Raw genomic sequence first — 13,420 nt, forward strand, 5'->3', positions numbered from 1 at the left:
GGTATGAAGACACAGACCAGGCTTGCCGCGGCCACCATCGCGGCCCAAGGGATTTTCATTGCCGGGTGGGCAGTGCTCGGAGCGGTCGAAGGACGCGGGTACGACGCCGGGCGGCACGACATCAGTGATCTCGCAGCGCTCACCGCGCAGCACGCGACCTGGTCACGGCTGAGCCTCGGGATCTCGGGCGCCATCACCATCGCTTTCGCGCTCCTGGTACTGCGGCCCGTTCTGCGGACCGCGGACGGTCGCGAGTCAGTCGGCGCCTGGCTGGTGGCCCTGTCCCTGCCCGCCTGGGACGGTCTCAGCGACGCGTTCTTCCGGCTCGACTGCCGTGCCGCCGATGCAGGCTGTACGCCGGCAGCCGCTTTCGGATCATGGCACGCCAAGATTCACGTCGTCTCGTTCGTGATCGCGGCCTTGGCGACCGTTCTCGCGCCGTTCCTGCTGTCTCGCCGGATGCGCCTGATCGACGGTTGGCAGGATCTGGCCGGCCCGACGCGGATCGCGGGCTTCATCACGCTCGCCCTGCTCGCCGTCAACGGACTGACGACCGGTACGGCGGTCCAGGGCTGGACGCAGCGCGGTGCTGCCGTACTTGTCACGCTCGGCATCGCACTCCTCGCCTGGCGAGTGCTGCGGTTGCAGAGTGGTCCGCTACGAACCGCGGCGCTGGTCGCGGGGCACTGACGGCTCGAATCCGCCGACCAGGCCGTGTCGCGTCGCGAAGAGCGTGGCGGCCGCTCGACTCCGGACGCCGAGCTTCGCGTACAGATGCTCGACATGGTTCGACACGGTCTTCGGTGTCACGCCGAGCTCCCGGGCGATCTGTTTGTTCGCCTGTCCGCGAGCCAGCAGCGCGAGTACGTCGATCTCCCGGGCCGTCAGTCCAGCCACGTGTTCCCGTCGTACCGGAGCTCTGTGACCCGCAGCCCGCAGTACCGCGTTGACCGCGTCGCCGTCGAGCCGTCCGGCCGATACGTCAGCCTGCAGCTGGGCTGATGCCTCGGCCGGTGCCAGCGCGGGTCGATGGGGACGCGGCTCGAGCATGGCGTGGAAGACGTCGGCTGCGGCCAGCAATCGGTCGAGCGGAGTCAGAGCGGCCGCGGTCAGTCCACGCGGATAGCCCGAGCCGTCCAGCCGCTCATGATGCTTCGCAGCAATCTCCCGACTCCGCGCCAGCGCCTCGACGCTCTGGAGCATCTTGTCGGTGAGGTACGGGTGCAGTCGCGTCCGCTCACGCTCCACCTCCCCGAGTGTCCCCGGTTTGTCCCAGATCGAGTTCGCCACCCCGAGCCGGCCGAGATCATGCAGCAGTCCGGCCCGCAGCAGGTCCCTCTGGTCCGCTGCCGCGAGGCCCGACACCATCGCCGCGTGGGCAGCCAGCTGGGCGACCCCGCGCGAATGCCCGGCCAGGTACGGCGACTTCAGGTCGACCAGGTCGGCCATCGCACCCAGTACCTCGTCGAGCTCGTCACCAGCCACACTCCGCACCGGACCGGGCTCGGCCGCCAGTACGTCGTTCCACCCGGCCGCGGTGTCAAGATCGTCGAGCACGGTGCTCGCATGGTCGACGAACAAGGCAGCGAGCTCGGGGTCGTAGAGAGTGCCCGCGTGCCGGCGCGCGATGCGCACAGCCTGATCCACGCCGTGCCGCCTGCCGATCACCTCAATCGGACCGGCGAACTGCACCAGCCGCGACGGCAGACCGATGCCCGCGCCCGACAGGTGCGCCGGCGCACCCTTCCCGTCCCACTGCTCGTACGCCTGGCGCAGCGCGGTCACTGTGGTGTCGCCGAGCCCGACAGTCTCGGCGAACCGGGCGCCGAGCGTGGAATGAGTCGTCAGCCACGACTCAACGGTTCGCTGACCCGAGAGCGGGAACGCGGCCACCCGACGTACCCGCTGGAGGGCTGAGCCGTGGGAGGCGAGGCGGCGCAGCAGGAACGCGGCCGTCTGGACCGTGCTCATCCCGAGCATCTCGTAGCTGTCCGCCTTGAACGAGATGTCGTCACCGAACCACTGCGACTGCTCCGCGGCGTCCGCGTGGCAGTAGGCATTCATCAGCAGGCCCAAGTAGTACGTCGCCGCCCGGTCGGCGGGATCCGCTCCGGTCAGCTCGGCCAGCCGGAGTGCGATCACCGTCTGCCGGAGGCAGTGCTCCATCGGCTGGCCCAGTCCAAGGTCAGCGGCGTACGAGAGGGTCGCCACCAGCTCGGCGATCCGGACGCTCCCCGGCATAACCCGAGTGTGCACCGACCGGATATCGGGCGGCCAGGGTGTGGGTCGGGGCGGCGGGTCAGAAAGTGTCGACGGGGCCGATTAGGCTGTTCCAGTCCACCTCACTCACGCCCTGGGAGGTTCGCGCCGATATGGGGTCCAGCGACAGTTTCGTGCATCTTCATGTGCACACCGAGTACTCGATGCTGGACGGCGCCGCGCGGATCGACGAGTTGTTCAAAACCGCCCAGGAGATGGGCCAGCCGGCCATCGCCACCACCGACCACGGCTACGTGTTCGGGGCGTACGAGTTCTGGAAGACCGCGAAGAAGTACGACGTCAAGCCGATCATCGGCGTCGAGGCGTACCTGACGCCGCACACCCACCGCAGCGAGCGGAAGCGGGTCAAGTGGGGGGACGCGAACTCGGGGCGCGACGACGTCTCCGGCTCGGGTGCCTACACCCACATGACGCTGCTGGCGAAGAACACCAGCGGCATGCACAACCTGTTCAAGATGAGCTCGCTGGCCAGCCTCGAAGGCTACTACTTCAAGCCCCGGATGGACCGCGAGCTGCTGAACACCTACGGCCAGGGCCTGATCGCGACCACCGGCTGCCCGTCCGGCGAGGTGCAGACCCGGCTCCGCCTCGGGCAGTACAAGGAGGCCGTCGCGGCCGCCGCGGAGTTCCGCGACATCTTCGGCAAGGAGAACTTCTACTGCGAGCTGATGGACCACGGGCTCGGCATCGAGCGGGACATCCAGAAGGACCTGCTCAAACTCGCCCGCGACCTCGGCCTGCCGCTGGTCGCGACCAACGACCTGCACTACACCAAGCCCGAGGACGCCACCTCGCACGCGGCGCTGCTCTGCGTCCAGTCCGGCTCGACGCTGTCGGACCCGAACCGGTTCAAGTTCGACGCGAACGAGTTCTACGTGAAGACCGCGGCCGAGATGCGCGAGGTCTGGAAGGATCTCCCGGAGGCGTGTGACAACACGCTGCTGATCGCGGAGCAGTGCGAGGTCGGGTTCACCGAGGGCGAGGGCCGGTTCATGCCGCGCTTCCCCTGCCCGGAGGGCCACAACGAGGAGTCCTGGTTCGTCGCGGAGGTCGAGACCGGCCTGCACTTCCGGTACCCGGACGGCATCCCGGACGACGTCCGCAAGCGCACCGACTACGAGATCGAGGTCATCGTCTCGAAGGGGTACGCCGGGTACTTCCTGGTCGTCGCCGACTTCATCAACTGGGCCAAGAAGAACGGCATCCGGGTCGGCCCGGGCCGTGGTTCCGGCGCCGGTTCGATGTGTGCGTACGCGATGAAGATCACCGACCTGGACCCGCTGCTGCACGGTCTGTTCTTCGAGCGCTTCCTGAACCCGGAGCGGATGTCGATGCCGGACTTCGACATCGACTTCGACGACCGCCGCCGCCCCGAGGTGATCCGCTACGTCACCGAGAAGTACGGCGACGACCGGGTCGCGATGATCGTCACCTACGGCACGATCAAGGCCAAGCAGGCGATCAAGGACGCCGGCCGGGTGCTGGACTACCCGTTCGCGATGGGCGACCGGATCACCAAGGCGATGCCGCCCGCGGTGATGGGCAAGGACGTGCCGCTGTCCGGCATCTTCGACCCGCAGCACAAGCGGTACTCCGAGGCCGGCGAGTTCCGCCAGCTGTACGAGGCCGACCAGGACGTCCGCAAGATCGTCGACACCGCCCGCGGCCTGGAGAACCTGAAGCGCCAGTGGGGCGTGCACGCGGCCGGCGTGATCATGTCCAGCGAGCCGCTGATCGAGCTGATCCCGATCATGCGCCGCGAGCAGGACGGCCAGATCATCACCCAGTTCGACTACCCGAGCTGCGAGACGCTCGGCCTGGTCAAGATGGACTTCCTGGGCCTGCGCAACCTGACGATCATGGACGACGCGGTCAAGAACATCGAGGCCGCGCACGGCATCACCGTCGACCTGGACAAGCTCAGCAAGGACCTCGACGACAAACCGACGTACGACCTGCTCGCCCGCGGTGACACGCTCGGCGTGTTCCAGTTCGACGGCGGGCCGATGCGGGCGCTGCTGCGGCTGATGAAGCCGGACAACTTCGAGGACATCTCCGCGAGTACCGCGCTGTACCGGCCGGGCCCGATGGGTGCGAACAGCCACACCAACTACGCGCTGCGCAAGAACGGGCAGCAGGAGATCAGCTACCCGCACGACGAGCTCGCCGTCGCGCTGGAGCCGGTGCTCGGCGTCACCTACGGCCTGATCGTCTACCAGGAGCAGGTGATGGAGATCGCCCAGCGCCTGGCCGGCTACTCGCTGGGCAAGGCGGACCTGCTCCGCCGGGCGATGGGCAAGAAGAAGCGCGAGGTCCTGGACGCGGAGTACGTCGGGTTCTCCGAGGGGATGAAGTCGAACGGCTTCTCCGAGCAGTCGATCAAGGCGCTCTGGGACGTCCTGCTGCCGTTCTCCGACTACGCGTTCAACAAGGCGCACTCCGCGGCGTACGGCCTGGTCTCGTACTGGACCGCGTACATGAAGGCCAACTACCCGGCGGAGTACATGGCCGCCGTCCTGACGTCGGTGAAGGACGACAAGGACAAGATGGCCATCTACCTGAACGAGTGCCGCCGGATGGGGATCAAGGTGCTGCCGCCGGACGTCAACGAGTCCGACTCGAACTTCACCCCGGTCGGCACCGACATCCGCTTCGGCCTGTCCGCGATCCGCAACGTCGGCGTCAACGTGGTGGCCGAGATCGTCGCGGCCCGCGAGGAGAAGGGCCGGTTCGGCGACTTCGTCGACTTCATCGACAAGGTGCCGCTGCCGGTCTGCAACAAGCGTGTGATCGAGTCGCTGGCCAAGGCCGGTTCGTTCGACTCGATGAACCACGCCCGGCGCGCGGTCGTGGCCGTGCACGAGCAGGCCGTCGACGAGGCCATCGACCTGAAGCGGAACGAGGCGCACGGCCAGTTCGACCTGTTCTCGATGGGTGACGACGAGGTCGAGGAGGGCGAGGGCAACAGCCGGCTCACCGTGACCGTGCCGGAGATCGAGGAGTGGGACAAGGCGACCAAGCTCGCGCACGAGCGCGACATGCTGGGGCTGTACGTGTCCGACCACCCGCTGTTCGGCGTCGAGCACGTGCTCACCAACGGCTCGGACTGCACGATCGGCCAGCTGCTCGCCGACGAGGACCGGCCGGACGGCAGCCGGGTGACCATCGGCGGCCTCGTCACCGCGGTCCAGCGGAAGGTGAACAAGCGCGGCGACATCTACGCGATCGTCACCATCGAGGACCTCGAAGGTTCGATCGAGGTGATGATGTTCTCCTCGGCGTACCAGCTGCACGCGCACCTGCTCAGCAACGACGCGATCATCTTGATGAAGGGCCGGATCCGGCGCCGCGAGGACCGGGTCGAGCTGAGCGGCGACGAGGTCGTCGTCCCGGACCTGACCGAGGGCCCGAGCGGTCCGGTGGTGATCACGATGGCGGTCAACCGCTGTACGCCGCCGGTGGTCGACCAGCTCCGCGACATTCTGAAGTCCCACCCGGGCATGACCGAGGTCCAGCTCCGCCTGCAGGCGAGCCGGAAGACCACGGTGATGCGGATCGGCGACCGCTTCCGGGTGACGCCGACCTCGGCGCTGATGGCCGACCTCAAAGCCTTGCTCGGCCCCTCCTGCCTGGCGAGTTGAGGGGCCTGTGGACGAAACGTCTTCGGCAGTGCGGCACACTGTCGAGGTGAGCCAACCGCAGCCAGCACAACACTCGCCGTATGCGCCTCCGCCTGCCGGGGTGCCGTTCGGCGCTCCGGTCGTCACGGAGCCGAAGCTGCCGTGGGCCAAGGCCGTGCTGGTGACCGTCGTCGTGTTCCTGGTGGCCGGCGTGGTCGCCGGGTGGGCGTGGCAGCAGTTCTCGCCGCTCGCGAGGTACACCGTCGACGAGCAGGGCGGCGCGCTCGGCGAGGAGCAGATGACGCAGATCTTCGGGCCGGACGGGACATACACCGCGATCGGGTTCGTCGCGGCGCTCGTGCTTGGTGGCGCGCTGTTCTGGTGGCTGCGCAACTACGGGCCGTGGTCGGTCGCAATCGTTGCCCTCGGCGCCTGTCTGGGCTCCGGCGTGTCCTGGGGCGTCGGGATGCTGCTCGGGCACGATCCGCTGCAGCCGCGGTTGCAGGCGGCCAAGCCGGGCGACCTCGTCGCGGCGCCACTCGAGCTGCATACCTGGACACCCACGGTCGCCTGGCTGGTCGGCGCGGCGCTGGCGTGCGCGATCATCGCGGCCACCAGTTGGCGTGCCGAGCCGGTTGCAACCACATCGCAGTCTGCCGCGTCAGACGGTACGCCCCCGGTGCAGTAGTAGCGTTGGCCAGTCCGGTGGGTGAGGCCACCGGAGCCATCGAGGGAGCGTATGTCCGACCAGAACCACCCGCCCACTCCGAACCACCCCGGCGGGCCCCAGCAGAACCTCTGGCCACAGCAGGGGCAGCCGCAGTACCAACACGGGTATCAGCACGGTTACCCACCGCCAGGCCCCTACGAACAAATGCACTTCGGCGGTCAGCCGCCACAAGGTCCGCCGCCACCGAAGAAGCGCGGGAAGCTGATCCCGATCGTGGCCGCGCTGGCCATGGTGCTGGTGGTCGCGGGCGGCGGGATCTTTGCCTACGGCAAGCTCGCCGGCGGCAAGCAGCCCTCCGACGTGCTGCCCGGTACGGCGGTCGCCTACGCGCGCCTCGACCTGAACCCGTCGGCCGGCCAGAAGGTCGCCGCGATCCGGTTCCTGATGAAGTTCCCGTCCGTGAAGGACAAGCTCGGCCTGACCGGCGACAAGGACGACCTGCGGCAGAAGCTGTTCGAGCAGATCAAGAAGTCTAGCGGCAGCGACCTCGCCGACGTCGACTACGCCAAGGACATCAAGCCCTGGCTCGGTGAACGCGCCGGCATCGCCGCGCTCCCGCCGACCGACGGCAAAACCAAGCCGACCGTCGTGGTCGCGGTCCAGGTGAAGGACCAGGACGCGGCGAACAAGGGTCTCGACAAGCTGATGGCCAACGAGGACCACAAGCCGGGTCGCGCGTTCAGCAACGGGTACGTGCTGCTCGGCGACGACCAGGCCACGGTCGACTCGGCGGTCGCCGGGGGCAAGGACAGCCCGCTGACCAAGAACGCGAAGTTCAGCAGGGACATGGACAAGGCCGGCGACCAGGGCTTCCTGTCGGCGTGGGCGGACCTGAAGGCTGTCGCGTCGATGTCGCGCACGGTCGACTCCGGGAAGCTCTCCGGCCTCGGCGAAGCGACCATGGCCGCCGTACTGCGCTTCGACGCGTCGCACGTGGAGCTGAAAGGCTTCGTGCACAGCGATCAGAAGGTGCGGATCACCACGGCTGACGCCGGCGACGTGATCAGCAAGCTGCCCGACAGCACTGCGGGTGCGATCGCGGTGTCCGGTGGCGACACGATGATCGACAACCTGTGGAAGAGCAGCGGCGGCACGCTGAAGTCGTTGACCGACCAGTTCGCCGAGGAGGCCGGGCTGACGCTGCCGGACGACCTGAAGAGCCTGCTGGGCAAGAACCTCGCGGTCTCCGTCGACAAGGACGCCGCGCACGGCCCGAAGGTCGCGGCCCGGATACAGACCGACCCGGCCAAGGCCGCCCCGGTGGTCGAGAAACTGACCGCGCTGCTGCACCGGCGCACTCCGGCCAACGTGCCGATCGAGACCGCGAAGAACGACGACACGCTCGTCGTCGCGACCAGCAAGGAGTACGCCGAGCAGGTCCTGCAGGGCGGCAACCTCGGCCGGTCCGACAGCTTCAAGCAGGCGCTGCCGGACACCAAGGGTGCGGTGATCATCGGCTTCGTCGACTTCGAGTCGCTCGGCTCGCTGTCCCGCCAGTTCAGCTCCGAGAAGGACCTGGCCGCGCTGAAGTCCGCCGGCATCGTCGCCCGCTCGACCGGCGAAGGCGAGGCCGAGTTCGGCCTGCGGCTCGTCGCGAAGTAGCCGGTCCCGCGAACAAGCCCCGGCCGCCTGCGCGCCACCGGGGCTTGTTCGTGGAAGTTTCCTGCCGCGGTGATGTCGAAAGGCGCGGATCAGCTTCTACCCCTGGGTGAGAGCAGTCATTCACCGCGAAGGAGAAGCATCATGAACCACATCAGCGACATCCGGACCGTCGGCGTACCGGTGACCGATCAGGACCAGGCGGTCAAGTTCTACACCGAGACGCTCGGGTTCGAGCTGGTGATGGACGCGCCGTTGCCGCAGTTCGGCGGCCGGTGGATCGTCGTCGCGCCGGCCGGAGCCGCCGTCGGCATCGCGTTGGTGCCGGCCAAGGACGAGATCCCGGCCGGGGTCGACACCGGCATCCGGATGGCCAGTCCGGACGCCGGCGCCGCCCACCAGCACTTCCTGGCCGCGGGGGTGGACACCGGCGAGCTGCTCGAGTGGCCGGGCGTCCCGGCGATGTTCAGCCTCCGCGACCCCGACGGCAACCGGCTCTACATCTCCCAGGCCTGACTCAGACGAGGACGTTGCCGCCGCCGACCGTGACGACGGAGCCGGTCGCGTAGGCCTGCTCCATCAGGAACAGGTAGGCGGCGGCGATGTCCTCGGGCTCGCCGATCCGGTCGACCAGAACACCTTCCGCGGCGGCCTCGTAGTCGAAGCCATCGGGCCAGAGCGGTGTGCGGACGACGCCCGGCTTGACCGCGTTCACCCGGATCGGGGCCAGTTCGAGCGCGAGCGCGCGGGTGAGGGCATCCACCGCGCCGCAGAGGCTCGCCGCGACCGACCAACCAGGTCCGGGACGGTCGGCCGCCGTACCGCTGGTGAGCGTGATGGACCCGCCGGCCCGGATCTTTCCGGCGGCCGCGCTGACCGTTCCGAGCACACCGAAGTACCGCAGCTCGAATGCCTTCCGCGCCCGGTCCAGGTCCATCGCGCGGGCGTCGACCAGCGTGAGCGCCTCGCCGGCCGTGTACACGAGGTGGTCGAACGGGTCCAGCCCGTCGAAGAACGCGTTGACCGCGGCCGAGTCGGTCAGGTCGACCGCCTGGCTGGACGCGGACGCGGGCAGCTCGCCCAGCGCCCGCTTCACCGAGTCGGGGCTGCTGGACGCAACAATCACGGTCGCGCCGTGCTCGGCCGCGCGTCGCGCGGTGGCGAGGCCGATCCCCGACGTACCGCCGAGGACGACGACGCGCTGATCCTGCGCTGTCATGGAACTTGCCTTTCGTGGTGGGGTTTCCCATCCACGATGCGTCCGCCCGGTGCTCCCGGTCCAAGACCTGTTCGGCCGCCTGCAATACCCTGAAGGTATTATGGACGTCGACCTCCGCAAGCTCAGGTACTTCGTCGCCGTCGCCGAGGAGCTGCACTTCGGCCGCGCCGCCGACCGCCTGCACATCGCGCAGCCCGTGCTGTCCCGGCAGATCCGCGCGCTCGAGGACGAGCTCCGGGCGCAGCTCTTCGTCCGGACCAAACGCGCCACCGAGCTGACTCCGGCCGGTCGCCAGCTGCTCGACGACGCCCGTCCCTTGCTCGCCGCGGCCGAAGCTGCTCGCCGACGAGTGGCACAGGCCGCACGTGGCGCGAAGACCTTCACCGTCGGCTTCATGCCTGGGCTGACCGTCACCCCGGTCGTCCGGATGCTCTCAGCCGCCCATCCTGAGGTAGCGGTCGAGGTGATCCGGACGACCTGGGACGACCAGGTCGACGTACTGCACGACGGTCGCGTCGACGTCAGCATCGTCCGGCTGCCGATCGACCAGGCCGGCCTCACGGTCCGGCCGCTGTTCGAGGAGCCGCGGGTCGCGATGGTCCCGGCCGATCACCGGCTGGCGGGCAAGCCGGCGATCGACATCAGCGACCTCGCGGACGAGCACCTGCTCCAGGACCCGGACGCCGTACCGGAGTGGCGGGACATCGCGCTGGAGCTCCGCGCCGGCCGTCCGAAGCCGCTGCCCGCCCTGCACAGCGTCGAGGAGAAGCTCGAACACGTTGCCGCTGGCAACGGGATCTCGATCATCCCGTTGTCCGTCGCCGAGTTCTACCACCGTCCCGACGTCACCTGCATGCCGGTGAACGACCTCGCACCGAACAAGGTCGCCTTGGCCTGGATCGCGTCCCGCCGGTCGCGGCTGATCCGGGAGTTCGCCGACCTGGCCGGCACTGTCGCCTGGACGGCTGTCTGAAAGGGCAGTTGCTGTGAGCCACCGTGGTGTCATCATCGGTTGATGAAGAGGACGGTTGTCGCGGTGCTGGTTCTGGCGCTGGCGGGGTGTGCGGGGGCGAAGGATGCGCCGATTTCCTCGCCTACCCTGCAGTCGGCGGCCTTTCCGGAGCCGGCGACCGGGGCGCTTGATCCGGCAAAGGCCCGGTCGCTGCAGGATGTGTTGGCGAAGATCGTCTCGATGCCTGATATCGAGTCGGGCGCGCGAGGGGCGACCGCGGCCGTTGTCACCGATCGGTGGAGCTGGTCCGGTGCGGCTGGGAAGGATGCCGGCGGTACGGCGCTCACGCCTACCACGGGCATGCCGGTTGCGAGTATCACCAAGACGTTCGTCGCGGCCGAAGTGCTGCTGCTGGCCGCGGCGAAGAAGGTCGGCCTCGATGCGCCGATCTCGACGTACGTGAAGAACAAGCTGACTGCCAACAACGCGACCGTCCGGCAGCACCTGTCGATGACGTCCGGTGTGCCGAACTACCTGCCGGACGACTATGCCCGGCTGGACAAGGCGATCAAGGCGGCGCCGGGGAAGCACTGGACGCCGGAGCAGGCCCTGTCCTACGACACCGCGCCGGTCGGCCCGCCGGCCAGCCCGTATGACTACAGCAACCCGAGCTACGTCCTGCTCGGCCTGCTGATCGAGAAGGTCACCGGCCAGCCGCTCGCCGCGGTCCTGAGGCGCGACCTCGCCACTCCGGCCGGACTACAGCACGCCGCCTTCCAGGACGGCGAGAAGCCGCTACCGCCGGTCGTGACGGACGCGAACCCGGTCTGCGGCAAACCCGACGGCTACCTCCCGTGCCGCGCGATCGCCAGCCTCTCCGCCGCCAACGCCGGCCTGGTCGCCGACGCCCCGACGGTCGCCCGCTGGGGCTACCAGTTGTACGGCGCTCGCACGGTCCAGCCCGAGCTGGTCAAGGAGATGACCGCCGGCGACGGCGAGTACGGCCTCGGCACGATGCTCTACTCCGAGCAGTTCGGTATCGCCACGGCGTACGGCCACCGCGGCGAGATGCCCGACCACGACAGCATCCTCGTCGTCGTCCCGGCCAAGCACCTCGCCGTCGCGCTACTACTTGCCGACGGCAACAAACATGTCGACACGGCGATGAGTCAACTGATCGAGGCCGTGCGGCCGTTGCTCACCTGACCACCCGGTAGCGGAGGTGAGTGGCCTCCGGGGTGTCGATGACGCGGGCGATTTCCAGCTCGATCCGCTGGGAGAGGACGTCGAAGAGGCGGAGCCCTTCGCCGAACAGGACCGGGACCTGGTCGATCTGGAGCTCGTCGAGGACGCCGGCCTCGAGGGCCTTCTGCGCCGTGTATGCGCCATGCACCAGGACGTCCTTGTCGCCGGCCGCCTCCTTGGCGGCGGCCATCGCGGCGGTGATGTCCGACATGAACGTGACCGTCGGGTACTTCGCGGCCTCCGGCGGGATCGGCTTGCTGCTGAGGACGATGATCGGTACGCCGTGGTGGTCGCCGCCGTAGTAGTCGACCTGCTCGGCGGTCCGACGGCCGACGACGATCGCGCCGGTCGCGTTGAGCTCGTCCCAGATGACGCCCGCTTCACCGTCGGGTTTGCCGAACTCGCCCGCCGAGTTCTCGTACCACTTGTGCAACCGCATGAACCCGTCGCCGCCCGGGTTGCCCCGGTCGTCGTTGGGCCCCGCGATGTATCCGTCGACGGACATGGACATCAGCAGCACCGACTTCGACATGACCCTGCTCCTTCGCTCCGAAACCCGCGGGCGGTCCGCGCGTCACCCTAGCGTCGAAGAACAGCCGCCTGGATCGACATCATTCGGTGTCGGCCAAACCCTCGGCCCAAACCCTCGGCCCGAAGCGTCAGCCGCAGCTCTTCGGCGGGAATCCGGTGCCGGCATCCGGCAGCCCCGCGGCGACACCGACGTACGGCGTGGGCTCCGCGCCCGCCGGCCCGGTCCCGGTCACCCACAAGCAGCCGTTCGCAGTGCTGCTGCCGTGCAGGTATGTCGCACCGGGCGGCGGGGTCGTCGCCACGAACTTGTCGCCGTCGAACTCCATGACGAGCGGCTTGTTGTCGAACGGCACTCCGCCGACGGCGATCAGCCGGTTGCCGACAGCCTCGATGCTGTGCAGCTCTCCGGTGACGACCGGGGTCGGCACCTCGCTCCAGCGGCTGCCGTCGTAGTGCACCGCCAGCGGTACGCGCCACAGCTGGTCGCTGTTCTTGTGGCCGACTGCCCAGATGTCGCCAGGGCCGCGAACCAGCAGCCGGGAGATGTCCGCGGTGCCTTCCGGCAACTCGATCTGCTGCCAGCGCGAGCCGTCGAAACGCATTATCCCGCCGCCGCCGGCCGCGAGGAGTTCCTTGCCGCCGAGCGGCTGGAGGTCCTCGATCCAGAGGTCGCCGGCCGGCGGCAGGTCCTGCCAGGTGCGACCGTCGTACCGATGGATCTTCGCGTCGCTGTCGGCGACCAGCAGGTTTCCTTCGTCGTCCTGGTCGAGCGCGATCAGGCCGGAGAGCCGGCCTGCAGGAGTCTGTACCTCGTGCCATACCGAGCCATCCCAGTGCTCCAGGTATGGCTCCGACCATCCACCGGGGCCTTCGGCAGAGCCCGCGGCCCAGACGTCGTCTGCGCCGCGGACCAGCACGTCGTCGAGCCGTCCGTTAGGGAACGCCGAAACGGTCCGCTCCCAGCTCGTGCCGTTCCAGCGCAACGCCAACGGGTGCCAGGTGGTGTCCCTCGGGCCGGTCTGCTCGATGTCGATACCGACTGCCCAGCGCTGACCGCCCGACTGGTCCAACCGGAACACGACGCCGAGGGGTATCCCGGTCGGCGTTTCCTGCCAGGTGATCGGGGTCGGTGGCGTGAGCAGGGTGACGGACAGCAGGGCGGCGGTGGACAGCGTCAGCATGGGTGCTCCTCTGGTTGGCTACCCGTGAAACGCTGCGGACCGCACTTGCGGGTGACACAGGAC

11 protein-coding genes are annotated in these 13,420 nt (G+C 68.6%); 7 read left to right on the plus strand and 4 right to left on the minus strand.

Annotation, left to right across the window (positions count from 1 at the left end; translation table 11 throughout):
* The first annotated feature begins 3 nt into the window (after positions 1 to 3).
* Entirely contained in the window at positions 4 to 690 is a 687-nt protein-coding gene (locus AB0E69_RS37030) for a DUF998 domain-containing protein (protein ID WP_360157554.1), read from the plus strand.
* Here AB0E69_RS37030 and AB0E69_RS37035 read toward each other — a convergent pair.
* On the minus strand, positions 658 to 2,241 hold the full coding sequence (locus tag AB0E69_RS37035; protein ID WP_360157557.1) for an HD domain-containing phosphohydrolase: 1,584 nt from the start codon (positions 2,239 to 2,241) through the stop codon (positions 658 to 660). The genes AB0E69_RS37030 and AB0E69_RS37035 overlap by 33 nt on opposite strands.
* Before the next feature lie 131 nt (positions 2,242 to 2,372).
* Between AB0E69_RS37035 and dnaE the strand changes: the two genes are divergently transcribed.
* The 4 genes from dnaE to AB0E69_RS37055 all read left to right on the plus strand — a co-directional run bounded on the left by dnaE (position 2,373) and on the right by AB0E69_RS37055 (position 8,745).
* Complete coding sequence (gene dnaE / locus AB0E69_RS37040; protein WP_360157560.1) at positions 2,373 to 5,921, plus strand: DNA polymerase III subunit alpha; 3,549 nt, start codon at positions 2,373 to 2,375, stop codon at positions 5,919 to 5,921.
* Between the two features lie 46 nt (positions 5,922 to 5,967).
* Positions 5,968 to 6,588, plus strand: a complete 621-nt coding sequence (locus AB0E69_RS37045; RefSeq protein WP_360157563.1) for a hypothetical protein — start codon at positions 5,968 to 5,970, stop codon at positions 6,586 to 6,588.
* 51 nt (positions 6,589 to 6,639) lie between these two features.
* On the plus strand, positions 6,640 to 8,232 hold the full coding sequence (locus tag AB0E69_RS37050) for a DUF3352 domain-containing protein (protein ID WP_360157566.1): 1,593 nt from the start codon (positions 6,640 to 6,642) through the stop codon (positions 8,230 to 8,232).
* 141 nt (positions 8,233 to 8,373) lie between these two features.
* Complete coding sequence (locus AB0E69_RS37055) at positions 8,374 to 8,745, plus strand: VOC family protein (RefSeq protein ID WP_360157569.1); 372 nt, start codon at positions 8,374 to 8,376, stop codon at positions 8,743 to 8,745.
* Between the two features lies 1 nt (position 8,746).
* On the opposite strand, the gene AB0E69_RS37060 is transcribed toward AB0E69_RS37055, so the two are convergent.
* A complete protein-coding gene (locus tag AB0E69_RS37060) occupies positions 8,747 to 9,448 on the minus strand; it encodes an SDR family oxidoreductase (RefSeq protein ID WP_360157572.1) in 702 nt (233 codons plus the stop codon).
* Positions 9,449 to 9,548: 100 nt separating this feature from the next.
* On the opposite strand from AB0E69_RS37060, the gene AB0E69_RS37065 reads away from it, so the two are divergent.
* On the plus strand, positions 9,549 to 10,421 hold the full coding sequence (locus tag AB0E69_RS37065; protein ID WP_360157575.1) for a LysR substrate-binding domain-containing protein: 873 nt from the start codon (positions 9,549 to 9,551) through the stop codon (positions 10,419 to 10,421).
* A gap of 42 nt (positions 10,422 to 10,463) precedes the next feature.
* Positions 10,464 to 11,606 (plus strand): serine hydrolase, encoded by a 1,143-nt coding sequence (locus AB0E69_RS37070; RefSeq protein ID WP_360157579.1) that lies wholly within the window; start codon positions 10,464 to 10,466, stop codon positions 11,604 to 11,606.
* Here AB0E69_RS37070 and AB0E69_RS37075 read toward each other — a convergent pair.
* Together AB0E69_RS37075 and AB0E69_RS37080 are read right to left on the minus strand one after the other, a co-directional pair.
* On the minus strand, positions 11,599 to 12,177 hold the full coding sequence (locus tag AB0E69_RS37075; protein ID WP_360157581.1) for a dihydrofolate reductase family protein: 579 nt from the start codon (positions 12,175 to 12,177) through the stop codon (positions 11,599 to 11,601). The two genes, AB0E69_RS37070 and AB0E69_RS37075, sit on opposite strands and share 8 nt — an antisense overlap.
* 127 nt (positions 12,178 to 12,304) lie before the next feature.
* The gene (locus tag AB0E69_RS37080; protein ID WP_360157584.1) at positions 12,305 to 13,357 is read right to left on the minus strand and encodes a hypothetical protein; all 1,053 of its coding nucleotides are present in this window, start codon (positions 13,355 to 13,357) and stop codon (positions 12,305 to 12,307) included.
* Positions 13,358 to 13,420 lie beyond the last annotated feature (63 nt).

Origin of the sequence: Kribbella sp. NPDC026611 (genome assembly GCF_040638345.1) — a bacterium.
Taxonomy (GTDB): domain Bacteria; phylum Actinomycetota; class Actinomycetes; order Propionibacteriales; family Kribbellaceae; genus Kribbella.